The 14194-nt window shown below is 66.4% G+C and carries 17 protein-coding genes; 8 read left to right on the forward strand and 9 right to left on the reverse strand.

Translation table 11 applies throughout. From position 1 onward, the window contains the following. The 4 genes from IEV99_RS17300 to IEV99_RS17315 all read right to left on the reverse strand — a co-directional run bounded on the left by IEV99_RS17300 (nt 1) and on the right by IEV99_RS17315 (nt 3635). Nucleotides 1-852, reverse strand: a complete 852-nt coding sequence (locus IEV99_RS17300; RefSeq protein ID WP_188518977.1) for an SDR family oxidoreductase — start codon at nt 850-852, stop codon at nt 1-3. A gap of 25 nt (nt 853-877) precedes the next feature. Continuing rightward, nucleotides 878-1183: a hypothetical protein gene (locus IEV99_RS17305; RefSeq protein WP_188518978.1), complete on the reverse strand. Its 306-nt coding sequence runs from the start codon at nt 1181-1183 to the stop codon at nt 878-880. A 72-nt stretch (nt 1184-1255) separates the two neighbouring features. Then, nucleotides 1256-3334, reverse strand: a complete 2079-nt coding sequence (locus tag IEV99_RS17310) for a PAS domain-containing protein (protein ID WP_188518979.1) — start codon at nt 3332-3334, stop codon at nt 1256-1258. 163 nt (nt 3335-3497) lie between these two features. Further along, nucleotides 3498-3635 carry a hypothetical protein gene (locus IEV99_RS17315; RefSeq protein ID WP_188518980.1) on the reverse strand — a complete coding sequence of 46 codons (138 nt, stop codon included), beginning with the start codon at nt 3633-3635 and terminating at the stop codon, nt 3498-3500. Between the two features lie 155 nt (nt 3636-3790). On the opposite strand from IEV99_RS17315, the gene IEV99_RS17320 reads away from it, so the two are divergent. Further along, a complete protein-coding gene (locus IEV99_RS17320; protein WP_188518981.1) occupies nt 3791-4327 on the forward strand; it encodes a hypothetical protein in 537 nt (178 codons plus the stop codon). A gap of 138 nt (nt 4328-4465) precedes the next feature. Here the strand turns inward: IEV99_RS17320 and ku are convergent, their stop codons facing one another. After that, entirely contained in the window at nt 4466-5494 is a 1029-nt protein-coding gene (ku, locus tag IEV99_RS17325; RefSeq protein ID WP_188518982.1) for a non-homologous end joining protein Ku, read from the reverse strand. A 438-nt stretch (nt 5495-5932) separates the two neighbouring features. On the opposite strand from ku, the gene IEV99_RS17330 reads away from it, so the two are divergent. Continuing rightward, a complete protein-coding gene (locus IEV99_RS17330) occupies nt 5933-6640 on the forward strand; it encodes an outer membrane protein (protein ID WP_188518983.1) in 708 nt (235 codons plus the stop codon). Nucleotides 6641-6849: 209 nt separating this feature from the next. After that, on the forward strand, nt 6850-7875 hold the full coding sequence (locus IEV99_RS17335) for a sensor histidine kinase (protein WP_188518984.1): 1026 nt from the start codon (nt 6850-6852) through the stop codon (nt 7873-7875). A gap of 2 nt (nt 7876-7877) precedes the next feature. Here the strand turns inward: IEV99_RS17335 and IEV99_RS17340 are convergent, their stop codons facing one another. From IEV99_RS17340 to IEV99_RS17350, 3 genes are all read right to left on the reverse strand, one after another. Further along, entirely contained in the window at nt 7878-8240 is a 363-nt protein-coding gene (locus tag IEV99_RS17340; RefSeq protein WP_188518985.1) for a response regulator, read from the reverse strand. Nucleotides 8241-8417: 177 nt separating this feature from the next. Beyond that, entirely contained in the window at nt 8418-8594 is a 177-nt protein-coding gene (locus IEV99_RS17345; protein ID WP_188518986.1) for a hypothetical protein, read from the reverse strand. Continuing rightward, complete coding sequence (locus IEV99_RS17350; protein WP_188518987.1) at nt 8594-8821, reverse strand: hypothetical protein; 228 nt, start codon at nt 8819-8821, stop codon at nt 8594-8596. The genes IEV99_RS17345 and IEV99_RS17350 overlap by 1 nt, the downstream gene beginning before the upstream one ends. A 230-nt stretch (nt 8822-9051) precedes the next feature. On the opposite strand from IEV99_RS17350, the gene IEV99_RS17355 reads away from it, so the two are divergent. The 5 genes from IEV99_RS17355 (at nt 9052) to IEV99_RS17375 (ending at nt 13270) form a co-directional block, all read left to right on the forward strand. Further along, nucleotides 9052-11340 (forward strand): mechanosensitive ion channel family protein, encoded by a 2289-nt coding sequence (locus IEV99_RS17355; protein WP_188518988.1) that lies wholly within the window; start codon nt 9052-9054, stop codon nt 11338-11340. 69 nt (nt 11341-11409) lie between these two features. Then, the gene (locus IEV99_RS17360; protein WP_188518989.1) at nt 11410-11604 is read left to right on the forward strand and encodes a hypothetical protein; all 195 of its coding nucleotides are present in this window, start codon (nt 11410-11412) and stop codon (nt 11602-11604) included. A gap of 198 nt (nt 11605-11802) precedes the next feature. Continuing rightward, a complete protein-coding gene (locus IEV99_RS17365; protein WP_188518990.1) occupies nt 11803-12096 on the forward strand; it encodes a hypothetical protein in 294 nt (97 codons plus the stop codon). Between the two features lie 344 nt (nt 12097-12440). Continuing rightward, a complete protein-coding gene (locus IEV99_RS17370; RefSeq protein WP_188518991.1) occupies nt 12441-12758 on the forward strand; it encodes an ElaB/YgaM/YqjD family protein in 318 nt (105 codons plus the stop codon). Beyond that, nucleotides 12758-13270: a phage holin family protein gene (locus IEV99_RS17375; protein ID WP_188518992.1), complete on the forward strand. Its 513-nt coding sequence runs from the start codon at nt 12758-12760 to the stop codon at nt 13268-13270. The genes IEV99_RS17370 and IEV99_RS17375 overlap by 1 nt, the downstream gene beginning before the upstream one ends. Before the next feature lie 78 nt (nt 13271-13348). Here the strand turns inward: IEV99_RS17375 and IEV99_RS17380 are convergent, their stop codons facing one another. After that, on the reverse strand, nt 13349-14152 hold the full coding sequence (locus IEV99_RS17380; RefSeq protein WP_188518993.1) for a response regulator: 804 nt from the start codon (nt 14150-14152) through the stop codon (nt 13349-13351). Between the last annotated feature and the right edge of the window lie 42 nt (nt 14153-14194).

Below are 14194 nucleotides of genomic sequence, written 5' to 3' on the forward strand. Positions count from 1 at the left end.
TCAGCCGTTCACGACCGTGCCGCCGTTCGGGTGTATCACCTGGCCGGACATGTAGCTCGCGTCCTCGCTGGCCAGAAACACATAGGCGGACGCCACCTCACGTGGCTGCCCGGGCCGGCTCATCGGCACGTCCGCGCCGAAGCTCTTGACCTTCTCGGCGTCGAACGTCGCCGGGATCAGCGGCGTCCAGATCGGGCCCGGCGCGACGGCGTTAACCCGGATGCCGTCCTTGGCCAGCGCCATGGAGAGCGAGCGGGTGAACGCCACGATCGCCCCCTTGGTGGAGCTGTAGTCCAGCAATTGCGGGCTGCCCTTGTAGGCCGTCACCGAGGTGGTGTTGATGATCGACCCGCCTGCCTTCAGCAGCGGTCGCACCGCTTTCGCCATGAAGAAGTAGCTGAAGATGTTGGTCCGGAAGGTGCGCTCCAGCTGCTCCTCCGAGATCTCGGTGATGTCCTCACGCTGGTGCTGCTCCGCCGCATTGTTGACCAGCACGTCGATGCCGCCGAAAGCGTCCGCGGCCTTGGCCACGCAGTCGCGGCAGAACGCCTCCTGGCCGACGTCGCCCGCCATCGGAAGCGCCTTGCCGCCCTCGGCTTCGATCAGCCGGACGGTCTCCTGCGCGTCCTCGTGCTCCTCCTTGTAGATGAACGCCACCGACGCGCCTTCACGCGCCATCGCGACCGCGACGGCGCGGCCGATGCCGCTGTCCCCTCCCGTGATGATCACGCCCTTGCCCTTCAGGCGGCCGGCCCCGGCGAAACGGGGCGCATAATCCGGCTTCGGGTTCATCTCGCTCTCGTGGCCGGGCTGGGAGGCCTGGTGCTGGGGCGGGAGAGTTTGTTCGGGCATGAGGGCTCCACTGGATGGGCGAGGGTCAGGAATGCGGCGATCGGCGCGACGCGCCCGCCGGCTGCGGGCCCGCATAAGCGTGGAACTGCAGCATGGCGGTGGCCAGCGACCCGCATGTCGCAAGCGACGCGGATGAAAGCGCGAGCGCTGCGATCGGCGCGGCCTGTGTCTCGCCTGCGAAGATCAGGGATGCGATGCCGTGTGCGTCCAGGGCCAGCAGCGCGGCCGTGAACGCCAGCCCGAGAACGAGGCCGAAACCCGCATGGGTGAGCAAGAACCGCGGCCAGGCCGCGAGCGCTTGCGAGCTGTAGGGTTCGGGCTCCGGAGCCATGGCCGCCTTCCGCTGCGTTCCACGGAGCAACGGGGCCTCTGGCTGTTCGTTCCCGGCGGTTCGGAACGGGCCTTAGCCCACCCACACCTTGGGCTCGCTCGGCTCGGCGCCGGGATCGCGGATGTAGCTGCTCGGGATGTCGAGCCGCCACGAGAACCCGGATTCGGCATAGTCGAGTTGGGCCTTGCCATTCAGGGCCCGCGGAACCAGCCGTTCGATCACGGCGTGGCCGAACCCCTTGTGGCGGGGAGGCTGCACGGCCGGGCCGTTGCGCTCCGCCCAGTCGAAGATGAAGCGCGGCGTCTCGCCGGACGCATCCAGACGCCAGCTGATCGCGATCACGCCGGAGGGCACCGACAGGGCGCCGTATTTCGCCGAGTTGGTCGACAGCTCGTGCAGCGCCAGGCCGATGTTCTGCGCCGCCTCGGGCTCAAGCACGATGTCCTCGCCCTCGAGCGTGATGCGCGTGCCGATGACGTCGCGCCAGTGGCTGAGCTGCGTTCGCACCAGTTGGGTCACCGAAGCGCCCTGCCAGTTCTCGTTCACCAGGATGTCGAGCGAACTCGCGAGCCCCTGCAGGCGGCCCGAGAAGCGAGCCTCGAAATCGCGGGCCGAAACGCTGGTGGTGAGCGTCTGCCGCGCCATCGCCTGCACCACCGCGAGGAGATTCTTGGTGCGATGCGTAAGCTCCCGCAGGAGAATGCGATTGTGGGTCTCACGCTGCCGGCGCTCGGTGACGTCTACGCTCGCGCCCACCACGCCGACGATCGCCCCGGCCTCGTCGCGCTGAGCCTCGACGCGCAGCAGGTGCCACTTCTCGGCGCCGGGCCTTTCGACCCGGAATTCGCCCGAGGCCGGGTCGCCCGAAACCAGGACCCCGCCCTTCAGCTCGGTGAGCTTGCGGGCGAGCTCGGGCTTGAAGATGTCCGGATCGGTCTTGCCGACGAACTCCGCCGCCGCCCTGCCCTCGAAATCGCTGCTGACCCACGTGTACGCAAGGTCGCGCCCCTGCGTGAACACCGTGATGTCCGCGCCTTTCAGCGCCACCTGGAACCTCAGAATGGTGCTCTGCAGCTCGACGCTGACCTGCGCGAGCCTCTGCTGGACGAGCTTCTCGCTGGTGAGATCGATGATGGCGCCGATCAAACCGATCGCCGCGCCGTTCTCTCCCAGAAGCGGCTCCGTGCGAACCCGGTACCACCGGCGCTCGCCGTTGATCTCGACGCTGTACTGGTGATCTCGCGGCGCCCCATTCGCCAGAACCTCGTCCTTCGCCGCCACCGCGATCCGGACGACGTCGTCGGGCAGGAAGTCTTCCTCCCTGAGGCCTCGGATGGACTCAGGCGACTTCCCGAACAGGTCGCCGCTCACCCAGGTGAACACCCGGTTCAGGTCCTGCGCAAAGACGATGACGTTCGCGGCCCGCAAGGCCACCTGGAAGCGTTGCACCGCCCCGGCCAATTCGCGGGTGCGCGCAGCGACCTCCTCCTCGAGCCGCTCGTTGGCCTTGCTCAAGCCCTTGCGGCTGTCGTCGACGACCCGCAGGAACCGGTAGGTGCTGAAGATCTGGTGCGCCCCGAACAGCAGGATGCCGAGCGCCGCGATTCCGCCGATCGCCATCTGCGTGCGCGCGGCATTGCGGTAGCCCCGTTCGGATCGCAGCATCAGCACGCGGTTATGGTCGAGGAAGCGCACGATCTCGGCGCGCACGGCGTCGTGGTCGAAGCCGGGGGCAGAGCCCCGCGCCGACGTCACCGCCTCGTCCCGTTTGCCGGCCTCGACCAGGCCCAGCAGGCGCTCGGCCTCGGTGACCTGCAACCGCATGGCGTCGCGGATCGACTCGAGACGCTTGCGCTGCTCGTCGTCTCGCACCGCCTCGAACAGCTTGGCGAGATGTTTGTCCGGCGCCGGCAGGAGAGAACGGAACCGTTCGCGCGCGGCTGGATCGTCGGAGATGAGGAGTCCGTACTCGGCCGCCAGCACGTCGCAATAAGAAGCGTCCAGCCTGAACGCGTGTTCGCGGACCTGCGCCGCCGCCATGTTGAGGGTGACGATCCGGTCCGTGTTGAACACCGCCAGCGCGGCAGCAAGCACGGCCGCCGCCAGCAACGCCACTGCGAGCGCCGCCACGGTCACGCCACGATGAAGCATTCCGGGAGTGCGACCGCCGGACGACGTTTCCCGTTCAGGTGTGTTCATCATTGCCGGAAAACGCCCCGACCCGGGGACTGCCCTCAAGCCGCCCTCTCGACCCCAACACGCTGCAACGCGCGTTGATCAACATTCGTTCCCACGCGCCCGCGCCGGCGGACGATTAGTTTCCAACGGTAAAATACAGGATGACGCCGGCCACGATGGCGAGGCCCAGGCCGATGCCCAGCACATATCTGACATTGTGGCCCGTCACGCCCTGCTTCGCGCGCACGTCATTCTCGACAGTCGGTGTGTCCAAGGGCTCTCGGGCCATTCGATTTCTCCATTGCGGGTCGTGGTGGCAACGCCACCCCCGGAACGACGGTTCCGCGCCATCGTGGTTGGTGCGAGGAACGAAAGCAGGCCAGGCACGTTTGTCTCGCAAATCCGCCCCTTCACCTTCGCGAGGCATCAATGTCGGTTCACGCCCTGCCGCCAAGCGTACGCGTCCTCCTGCCCGTGGACGCCCTGTTCGTGATCGACGTGCTTCGCCGTTTCGAGCGTTTCCGCAGCGGCTATGACCAAAAGCATCTGGACGCCGCCGCCGAGTCCATCCGCGACAAGCTCGGCGAAGCCGCAGTGGACGGCGTGATGTCCGACGCGCTGCTGCTCGACAACGAGATCCGCCTGCGCACGGGCGGAAATTTCGGCTTTATGCCCGATGGCTCGCCGAGCGCCACACAGGACGAAGTGACATTGCTGCGCATGATCGCGGCGCTTCAGGACGGCGCTTTCCGGATGGCCGGCGAGGACGCGGCGGATCTGGGCGTCATCCAGTCCCGGGCCTTGCTGATGCTGGCCAACAAGATCGCCAACCGCCTCGACACGCATGGCCTGCGGCTGCGGCGCGACACGATCGGCCTGAACGCAGGTCTTCGTGCTCTCCCGCCCCAACGTCCCGCAGGCGGCAAGGCTCCCGAGCTGCGCATCGTCGCCACCATGGCGCGCTGAAACACGCGAAATGCAACCAGAAGGCCGGAGCGCGCTCCGGCCTTTTTGATTCCGGGAGTTCTCAATCCGGCGCGAGGCTCCCACTCACGAGATGGTTCGAGAATGGCCAACCGACTCGCAGCGGCGAGCAGCGCCCGCTCAGGCGCTCTTCTTGGTCCGTGCGACCTTGGAGCGAGCGACGGCAGCCTTCCCGGCTGCGCCCTTTACGGTCTTGCTCGGCGCGAGCGGCTTGGCCGCAGCAGCCGCCGTTTTGGAATCCGTCGGCTTCGGCGCAGCCTTGCTGGCCGGAGCTTTGGGAGCCGCCGCCTTGCCGCCTGCCGTCGCGCGGACGGGCGATGCGGCAGCGGCAGTCCGCTTCGCCGGGGCCCCGGCTTCGGCCGCACCTCGCTGCTCGGCCTCGATGCTCTTGCGCAACGCGTCCATGAGGTTGACGACGTTGTTTTGCCGCGGTTCGGCCGAGGGCGCGGGCGCGCTGCGGCCCGACTGCTTGGCTTTGACGAGTTCGATCAGCGCGTCCTCGTAGCGGTCGGTGAAGCTGGCGGGATCAAAACTGCGCCGCATGCGCCCGATGATGTGAGACGCCAGGTCCACCATGTCGGGCGGGATGTTGAGGTCGGGAATGTCCTCGAAATAGGCGTCCGGCTGCCTCACCTCGTAAGGGTAGCGGAGCGTCGCAGCGAAAAGACCCTTCCCGCGCGGCTCCAGCATCACGATCCGCTCGCGGCGGTAGAGCACCACGCGCGCGATGCCGACGACGTCATGCTTGCGCATCGCCTCGCGGATCACCGCGAAAGCCTCCTGGGCGACACGATCATCCGGGGCCAGATAGTAGGGCGAGTCGACGTAGAGCTCGTCGATCTCGGAACGGGGAACAAACGCCTCGATGTCGATGGTGTGGCTGCTCTCGATGGCGATCTTGTCGATCTCGTCGTCCTCGACGATCACGTAATCGCCCTTGGCTACCTCGTAGCCACGAACCTGGTTCTCGGTCTCGACCACGTCGCCGGTGTCGGGGTCGAACATCTGGCGGCGAAGCCGGTTGCCGGTCTCACGGTTGATCGTATGGAAGGAGACGCGTGAGGCTGCCGTGGAAGCGGGGTAAAGCGCCACCGCGCAGGAAACGAGAGACAGTTTGAGATAGCCCTTCCAGTTTGCACGCGGCGCCATAACGCAACCCTCCGCCCGCGACATCACGCGTCGCCGGACTCCCGAACGTGAGTCTCTTCCGACTCGTTCCCTCCTGGGCGGCTTGCCGATTCCCCGGGGATTTGGTGTAGTAAACCCGTCCCCGCTGATTAATGGAATTAACAAATATCAATCGATTTTGGCCAGCGAAGTTCGCCCGCCCAGCATTCGCCATAATTGGGTCGCTTTGCGGCCACCCCGCATGGTGAATGAATGGTTATGGTCCTGCTTGGAAGGCGCGAGTTCTTGAGGCTCTGCCTAGGTTTGCCCGTTCCAGGCGTGACCTCAATGCCACATCGGCGGGCGTGAACGTTCCAGCCGCCCGTTTCAGGCGCAACCTGAATTGAATATGATCGTTGTGGCGGGTATTGTCTCTCAGGCTCAAGCCTCGAGACCCCTCCTCGAAAGGATGCGAATAAAATGATCCGTAATCTCCTCCTCGCCGCCACGGCCCTGACCGTGATGTCGGGCGTCGCCTCGGCCGCCGACCTGCCGACCTCGAAGGGCGCCCCGATGGCGCCGGTGGTGTACGCCCCCGTCTTCACGTGGCAGGGCTTCTACGTCGGTCTGAACGCCGGCTACGGCTTCTCCGACAACCGCAACGTGACCTTCACGAGCGGCACGGGCGTCGTCACGACGTTCAGCGACAGCAACGACGGCGGCTTCGTCGGTGGTGGCCAGATCGGCTACAACTGGCAGTTCGGCCAGATCGTCGCTGGCGTTGAGGCCGACATCCAGTACGCCGACCTCGGCCGCAAGAGCGACTTCGCTCCCTTCTACTACGGCGGCGGCAACGACAGCAGCTACTTCGGCACCGTTCGCGGCCGCCTCGGTTACGCTTTCGATCGCGCCCTCATCTACGTGACCGGCGGTCTCGCTTACGGCGACATCGGCGGCAGCGCCTTCGGCAACGACAACACCAAGGCCGGCTGGACCCTGGGCGGCGGCGTCGAGTACGCCTTCACCCCGAACTGGACCGCCAAGATCGAAGGTCTCTACGTGAACATCGATCGTGGCAACCGTGGCTACGTTGTCGCCGGCCCGACGGCTGCGACCACCTATGCGGTCACCAGCGGCAAGAACAACGACTTCGGCGTTGTTCGCGTCGGCCTGAACTACAAGTTCTAATCCCCGCTTAGGCGAGGCTTAGTGAGCCCGGCGGACTTCGGTCCGCCGGGCTTTTTCGTGTCTGAGCGTCCGCGGCGACGCGATCCTGGGCCCGTGTGACCGGACCGCCGGAGGCCAACAAGGCAACCGAACCTGCTTTCGCCCGTTAAGGAGTTCTGCGTGTCACGGCCGGCGCCTCGGCCTGCGTTGATTGAACGGGCGTAATTTTCATGAACAGCGGACACCGGTTCCAGGAACTGGCGGACCATGCCCCCGTGCTCATCTGGCGGGTCGGTCCGGACAAGATGTGCAATTACGTCAACATTCCTCGCCTAGAATTCACCGGACGATCCCTCGAAAGCGAATGCGGCGATGGCTGGTTCGACCCGATCCACGCCGAGGATGCGGAGCGTTGTCGCCGGCATTTCAACACCGCCTTTGACCGCCGGGCCGAATTCACCATCGACTATCGCCTGCGCCGGCATGACGGCGCCTACCGCTGGGTCATGGACCGGGGTCGTCCATTCTTTGATTCGGAAGGCCGGTTCTCGGGCTATCTCGGATCCTGCATCGACATTACGGATCGCAAGGAAGCCGAAGTCCGCGCCACCGCGGCCTTGGCGGAAGCCCGACGCGCTGTGCGTCAGCGCGACGTGCTGCTGGCCGAGGTTCATCATCGGGTCAAAAACAACCTCCAGGTGATCCTGAGCCTGATCGGCCTGAAGGCCCGCGACGTGAACGACGAAGAGTGCCGCCTTGCGCTGGAGTCGGTCGGGCGCCGGGTCCAGGCCATAGGAGTGATCCAGCAGGAGTTGCACGAAGACGCCGACATCTCGCGCATTGGCCTGCTGGACTACCTGAAGCGCCTGATGCCGCCGTTGGCGATGATCCACCATGGCGACCGCGCCGCCTTGGTGGTGTCAGGCGAGAATGCGCCGATCGACCTCGCGGCGGCGTCGCTGCTCGGCATGATCCTGGCCGAGTTGACCGCCAACGCCTTCCGGCACGGCCTCGCCGCCCAGGGCGGATCGCTGTCCGTTCAGGTCGGCAGGAGCCCGATGGGGCGCATCACAGTGACGATGGAAGACAATGGCGAGGGCTTCGACGCCGATGAGGCCGCCAAGACAACCGGGATCGGCCTGAAGCTCGTCCGGAACCTGGCCCGGCAGGGACACATCGACATCGCGTGCGACTCGCGCGCCGGAGCGCGCTGGACCATGACGCTCCCGACCGAAGCGCCATCGTCCGAGACTTAAAGTCAGCCGCGGGCCGCCATGGTCATCAGCCGCTCGATCGTCGACTCAAGTTCGGCGACCTGGAACGGCTTGCCGAGATGCGCCGTCGGCGGCTTCGGGGTGATGGGCTGGGGCCCCTGCCCCGTATGGCCGGTGGCGAAGATCACCGGCAGCAGCGGCGTCTTGGCGCGCAGCAGCTCGGCGAGACGATCGCCGGCGATGTCGGGCAGTCCGAGATCCGTGATCAACAGGTCGATGTCCGAGTGCTCCCCGAACAAGGCGAGAGCCTGCCCGCCGTTGAGCGCCTCGAGCGGCCGGTGGCCGAGCTCTTCCAACATATCCACGAGGGTGAGCGCGATGAGCGGCTCGTCCTCGACAAGCAACACTTTGAAAGAGGCCCCGTCCAAAGCAACACCTTCCGCCCGACACTTCGACAGGGCAAATCAACAACGACAACGGCCCCGCGTGCAGTCTACCGCAACACGTCCGACGGATTCCAGTCATGTTCGGCAGCGAACGCGACCTCGTGGCGACCCGCTCGCGCGGCGGCTCGCCACGGGTACTTACGCTTTCCGCCCCGTCGTGTCGCCTGTTTGTTCCTTATCGCGCGCCGGCGTATGCGGCGCGCCAGTTCCGGTGCGGCTTTCATCGGCCGCGCCGGGCTGGCCGGGTCGATGAGCAGGCGCGCCTTTGGCGATTTTGGCGGGAGCAGATTTCGGCGTCTTGGCGTCGCTGGGCATTATTGCGCCTCCGCTGTGGGATCGGGTTTCAGGCCTCCGGTCGCGGTCTCGATCGCATGCCGGAGCATGTGGAACTGACGCAGGCCCTCGACGAGCTCGTCCTTGGTCATCGCGCAGGCGCCCGGTAGGCCGATTTCGAATGCGAAGGACCGCAGGTCGGCCGTGATCGGATCGTCGGGTAGGCGAATGCTGGCCTGCCTCGGGCCGCTGGTGTGAATCTCACGCATGGCGAACTGGAACTCGTCAACAAACCGCTCGCGGGCGGAGCGCCGGCATTGCGGTATTCGGCGACAGCAACGCAGGACGGATTCGAGAAGTTCCGCCGCCCTCTTTTGACGGCTCGGGAGCTCATGCGGAACCCTGCCGCACAGCCCGCGTTGAACAGCTCGATCCACATCGGAGCCTTGTCTTGAGCATTGGAGCGCATCGGCTGCCTCGGACGCAGTGCTGGGCGGCGATGAAGATCGCTCTGGCGCTGTGCGCGCTCGCATGGGTTCTCATTTCGGCGCCCGCCCACGCCGCCTCGTCAACCTCCAGCGTCAATCCCGCGCTGCCCTTCGCGCTCGGCGCAGGCGCGTCCAAGCCGGCCGACAACAAGGCGCAGCCGCCGGACGATCCCGCGAAGGTGCCGGATTTCGTCAGTCGGCTCGACGACCGGCAAGCCCGCTCCCTGCTGCTCGATACGCTCGCCGCCAAGCCGAAGCCCGAGCAGCGCGCCGAAAACGACTCGGTTACGGACCTCTTCGGCAGCGTGCTGACGGCAGGTCGCCGCTACGCCGACCGCGTCGCCACGGTGGCGGCCGGCGCGCCCAATCTGGTGATGCTCCGCGACAGCGTCCTGACCCATCTCGATGCGACGCCGGCCTCGATGCTCGGCCTGATCGGCTGGATCGTTCTCTCGATCGGCGCGGCCGGAGCGATCGAGGCGATCGTGCGGGTGTTGGTGGACTGGAACCTGCGCCGCCGCCGCGCCCGCCAGGGGCTGCCTCCGCCGCCCGAATCCCTGCGCGACGGCGGCCGCCTCGGCCAGCGCAGCGTCGGCCTCGCTTGCTTCACGGCTGTGGCGACCGGCCTCGTGCTGGCGTCGCCGCGGGCCTTGTCCCAGGCGCAGCAGGACTTCGCCCTCTCCTTCGTGGCCGGCGCGCTGATCGTCCGCGTCGCCGACACCTCCGCGTATCTGTGCATCGCCTACCTCGTGCCGCCGTCCACCGCCGCGGCGCGCAAAAGCGTCCGGCGGGCGCTGCGCGGCACCGTGGTGGGCGCGCACGCCACCGTGATCCTCGGCGCGCTGCTCCTCACCGAGTTCCGCACCAGCGGCGTGCCCTTCGAGGCCCGCCTCCTGATCGGCATGGCGCTGTGGACCCTGCTCGGCATGTTCCTCTACGCCGGGGTGAACCGCCTGCGCCTCATGGTCGAGGCTCCCGTCGAGGAAGGGCGGTTCAAGCGCGAGACCTTTGTGTTCCGCTGGCTGCGCACGCACTGGTACGGCGTCGCCCGGGCGGTGATCGGCCTCGCCTGGGTGTTTACCCTCCTGAGCGCACTCGAGACCGGCCCCATGGCGTTCGAGGCCGGCGTCCTGAGCCTCCTGCTGGTGATCTACACGCCCGCCGCCGTGCGCCTTCTCACGCTGGCGCTGCGCCGCAGCTTCGCGCGTCGCCAGGGACACGACGAGAAGGTCGACCCGCCCTGGACCACCAGCCTCGTGCGCTGCGCCCGCATTCTGGCGGCCGTAGCGGCGCTCTACATGATGGGCCGGATCTGGGGCCTCGACGTCTTCGCTTATGCGAGCAATCGCTTGGGCGAGAGTGTCGCCCGCATGGTGATCGACGTCTCCATCATCGTGCTGCTCGCCTATGTGGTGTGGGAGATCATCCGCGCGATCGTGCGCAGCGAGGCCGGCGGCGAGCCCGTCGATCCGGAGGACGACGCCGAGGTCGCCTTTGAGGAAGGCAGCATGAAGCCGCAGACGCGGATGCAGACCTTCATGCCGCTGGTCGAAAAGTTCCTGTTCGTGGTCGTGCTCATCGTCGCCGGCATGATGATTTTGAAGACGCTGGGCGTGGACACCGGCCCCCTGCTGGCCGGCGCCGGCATCGTCGGCATCGCGATCGGCTTTGGTGCGCAAACGCTGGTGAAGGACATCGTCTCGGGCATCTTCTTCCTGCTCGATGACGCATTCCGGCTGGGTGAGTACGTCGAGATCGACCAGACGCGCGGCACCGTCGAGGGCATCTCGATCCGCAGCCTGCGCATCCGCCACCATCGCGGCGCGGTCCACACGGTGCCGTTCGGCACCATCCAGCGGCTCACCAACTACAGCCGCGACTGGATCATCCTGAAGCTGGAATTCCTGCTCGCGTTCGAGACCGACCTCAAGCTGGTGAAGAAAATCGTCAAGGAGATCGGCAAGGAGCTGCTGGAGGATGAGGAATACGGCCAGCACTTCCTGGAGCCGGTGAAATCCCAGGGCGTGCGCCGGATGGAGCAGATCGGCATGGTGATCGGCATCAAGTTCATGGCCAAGCCGGGCGAGCAGTTTATCCTGCGCCGCGAGGTGTACCAGCGCGTGCGCGACGCCTTCGAGAAGAACGGCATCGCGTTCGCGCGGCCGCAGGTGGTCGTGCAGGTGCCCAGCGGCAAGCTCTCGGCCGAAGAGGCGGAAGGCTTCGCGGCCGCCGCCGCCGAGGCCGCCGAGCCGCCGCCCACGCCCGAGGAGTTGCAGCAGCGAAAGGCCAAGGCGAGCTGACAAGCACCCCTCACGAGGCCCGGAACGGACGCCGCGATGCGGCGTTCGCCTTGGCAACGGAGAACGATCATGCAGCAAGCCGCGCCCGATCCGGGCCCCACCCCGAATCCGAACCCGACTCCCACGCCGCAGCCGAACCCGGTTCCCTCGCCGCAGCCCGACATTCCGGACCCCAGCCCGCCAGGCCCCGACATTCCGGATCCGAACCCCGCTCCCGTGATGCCGCCCATGAGCGACCCCATTCCGCCGCCCGTCCAGATGTGACGTTGCGGCACGACCAAGGCCCGGCTTTCCGCCGGGCCTTTTTCATGGCGCGCTGGCGAGGGCGGTTGCCACCCAGAATTGAGTTGCGTAGCTTTCGGGTCTGTACGCGGAGCCGCACGAGGGAACCATCGTCCCCGGGATACGTTTCGTCGCATCCGTTCCCGTTTGATTCGTTCCGCTTTCCAGAAGGAGACGCCCATGCAAACGGACGTCCAGGACGTCGCGCGCGCCCGAACCGGCGCGGCCGGTTCTCCTCCGGGCGCGATTACGCCGCGATCATTGCTTGCCGAAAGGGGCGGAGTGCCCGAATGCGAGCGGTCTACCGACCTCGCCCATGTTCTCGACGACATGGTTCACTTGGTGCGTTGCCTGATCGAACTCGACGAGACGGATGCGCGCGACCGGTGGACGAGAGAAGCGTCAAGCTATGAGGCGCTTGCGAAGGCGCGACGCTCGCTGCACCGCTGCGCCCGCAACCGCGGCATGGCTTGAAATAATTTTCCACCCGAATGGAACCGCCGCGCCAGAGCGGCGTTTGTGGTCATGTCTGCGCGGGTCGGTCGGAATGAACGCCCCCTCTTCCGACTGGCGCCGCGCCGCCTTTGACCCGCAACGTCCGCGTTGCGGGTCTTTCTTTTTATCGCGCGGCATTGAGGGCCCGCCGCATTCGGCGAGACGCGCCGCGCTCAAATGAACGCTTTGGCTTCAGCTTGGAACTCTCCGTCGAGCCGTGACGTTGCGACTTCAAGTCTCAGGCCCAGGCGCGGCCTCACGCCGATGTGCAGGGCGGTCCGAGAAGGAGCTTCGATCCGATGTTTGGTAGCCAGGAAACCCGCATGTCCGACGTTCGCGACGACCTTGCCGCCGTTCGCAATGATCTGGCCCGGCTCGCCGATACGGTGTCGAACATGGTTGCCGGTCGAGGCGGCGTGGCCCGCAACGCCCGAGGCGCCGTCGATCAGGCCCGTGACAAGGTCTACGCGCGCGCCAACGATCTCGGCAAGGCTGGCGGAATGCTGGCCGACGAGGCCCGCGATCGTCTGAATCGGGCCAACCGGCAGATCGAGAACCGCATCGAGCACAACCCGATCAGGGCCGTCCTGATCGCTGCAGGCGTCGGCCTCGTGCTGGGCCTCATGAGCCGTTCACGCTGATGGGTGGGCTTTTTGCGACCCTGAAAGACACGGCCATGCGCCCGGTGCGCACGGCCATGTCGAACCTCGTCGAGGACGTGATCGAGTTCGCGTTGATCGGCATCCTCGCCATGCTGGCGATCGGCTTCGGTATCGGCGCCGTCTATATCTGGCTGAGCCAGAAATATGGCGAGCTCTACGCGGCCCTGATCATGGCGGGCGTCTTCCTGGTGCTGGCCATCTTCGTGTTTGTGGTTCGCGCCATCTCGAGCGCCGCGCGGCGCAAAAAGGCTGAACGTGAGCGTCGCGAGCTTGCCGAGAAGGTAGGCCAGGCGACGCACTCGGCCCTTGATATCGTAACCTTGATCAAGGCGGTGGGAGCAGGCCGCGGCGGATCGGCGTCTCGGGACGACGCTCGCGGCAGCATGGCGGCGCGCGTCGCCCATTCGGTGACAAGCCAGGTCAGCCCCTGGACGTTGGTCGGCATCTCGATCCTGGCCGGCTTCGTCGGCGGCCGGAAGCTTGGCGACTGATCGTCCGAGGTCATAGGACACTCACGAAAAAGGCCGCGACATCGTCGCGGCCTTTTTGGTTTGTTGGAGACGAAGCGATCAGCCGGCCGCGGTCTTCTGCTTGCGATGCGACTTCTGGTCGAAGAACAGCGCCTGGCTGATCACGGCCTTCACGGTCTCGACCCGGAAGGGCTTGGTCACCAGGAACGCCGGCTCGGGGCGCTCGCCCGTCAGGAACCGCTCCGGATAGGCGGTGATGAAGATGACCGGCACCTCGAACGACTCGAGAATGTCGTTCACGGCGTCGAGGCCCGAGGATCCGTCCGCGAGCTGGATGTCCGCCAGCACAAGGCCGGGCTGCTGCTTGCGGACCGCCTCCACGGCTTCGCCGCGGGTGCGCGCGACTTCGATGACGCGGTGGCCGAGGCCTTCGACGAGGGACTCCAGATCCATCGCGATGATCGGCTCGTCCTCGATGATCAGCACGTCCGTCGCCATCTGCTGGGCGATCTCGCGGCCCGCTTCGTCGATCAGGTTGCCGACATCATCGGAGCTGCGACCCATCGCGCCGGCGATCTGCTCATGCGTGAAGCCCTCGACCGAGCTCAGGAGGAACGCCACGCGGGCCGGCGGAGTCAGCGCCGCGAGATTGCGGGTAATGCCGCCGCTGGTCGCCGGCGTATCGGTGACCTGGTTCACCGCGATCGATCCCCACACCTTCAGGAAGGCTTTGTAGAGCGCGACACGCGGCTCCATCTCGCGCTCGAACGAGCTTGGATCGGCGATAAGCGCTTCCAGGGTGGCTACCGCATAGGCGTCGCCGCCTTGCTGGGTGCCGGTAAGAGCGCGGGCGAACCGACGCAAATAGGGAAGATGCGGTGCGATCGCCTGGGCTATGGACATGGACGCCCCTTATGAGCTGGAGAGATTTGGCCGTTACGCGCC

It is taken from the genome of Alsobacter metallidurans, from assembly GCF_014636935.1.
Classification (GTDB): domain Bacteria; phylum Pseudomonadota; class Alphaproteobacteria; order Rhizobiales; family Beijerinckiaceae; genus Alsobacter; species Alsobacter metallidurans.

Bases quoted from the DNA above. Each gene is read 5' to 3' on its own strand.
- IEV99_RS17320 (WP_188518981.1), top strand. From the start codon at position 3,791: ATGTCGGTTCACGCCCTGCCGCCAAGCGTACGCGTCCTCCTGCCCGTG.
- IEV99_RS17310 (WP_188518979.1), bottom strand. From the start codon at position 3,334: ATGCTTCATCGTGGCGTGACCGTGGCGGCGCTCGCAGTGGCGTTGCTG.
- IEV99_RS17375 (WP_188518992.1), top strand. From the start codon at position 12,758: ATGGGTGGGCTTTTTGCGACCCTGAAAGACACGGCCATGCGCCCGGTG.
- IEV99_RS17380 (WP_188518993.1), bottom strand. From the start codon at position 14,152: ATGTCCATAGCCCAGGCGATCGCACCGCATCTTCCCTATTTGCGTCGG.
- IEV99_RS17350 (WP_188518987.1), bottom strand. From the start codon at position 8,821: ATGCGTGAGATTCACACCAGCGGCCCGAGGCAGGCCAGCATTCGCCTA.
- IEV99_RS17365 (WP_188518990.1), top strand. From the start codon at position 11,803: ATGCAAACGGACGTCCAGGACGTCGCGCGCGCCCGAACCGGCGCGGCC.
- IEV99_RS17370 (WP_188518991.1), top strand. From the start codon at position 12,441: ATGTCCGACGTTCGCGACGACCTTGCCGCCGTTCGCAATGATCTGGCC.
- IEV99_RS17305 (WP_188518978.1), bottom strand. From the start codon at position 1,183: ATGGCTCCGGAGCCCGAACCCTACAGCTCGCAAGCGCTCGCGGCCTGG.
- IEV99_RS17355 (WP_188518988.1), top strand. From the start codon at position 9,052: ATGAAGATCGCTCTGGCGCTGTGCGCGCTCGCATGGGTTCTCATTTCG.
- IEV99_RS17330 (WP_188518983.1), top strand. From the start codon at position 5,933: ATGATCCGTAATCTCCTCCTCGCCGCCACGGCCCTGACCGTGATGTCG.
- IEV99_RS17335 (WP_188518984.1), top strand. From the start codon at position 6,850: ATGAACAGCGGACACCGGTTCCAGGAACTGGCGGACCATGCCCCCGTG.
- IEV99_RS17360 (WP_188518989.1), top strand. From the start codon at position 11,410: ATGCAGCAAGCCGCGCCCGATCCGGGCCCCACCCCGAATCCGAACCCG.
- IEV99_RS17345 (WP_188518986.1), bottom strand. From the start codon at position 8,594: ATGCCCAGCGACGCCAAGACGCCGAAATCTGCTCCCGCCAAAATCGCC.
- IEV99_RS17300 (WP_188518977.1), bottom strand. From the start codon at position 852: ATGCCCGAACAAACTCTCCCGCCCCAGCACCAGGCCTCCCAGCCCGGC.
- ku (WP_188518982.1), bottom strand. From the start codon at position 5,494: ATGGCGCCGCGTGCAAACTGGAAGGGCTATCTCAAACTGTCTCTCGTT.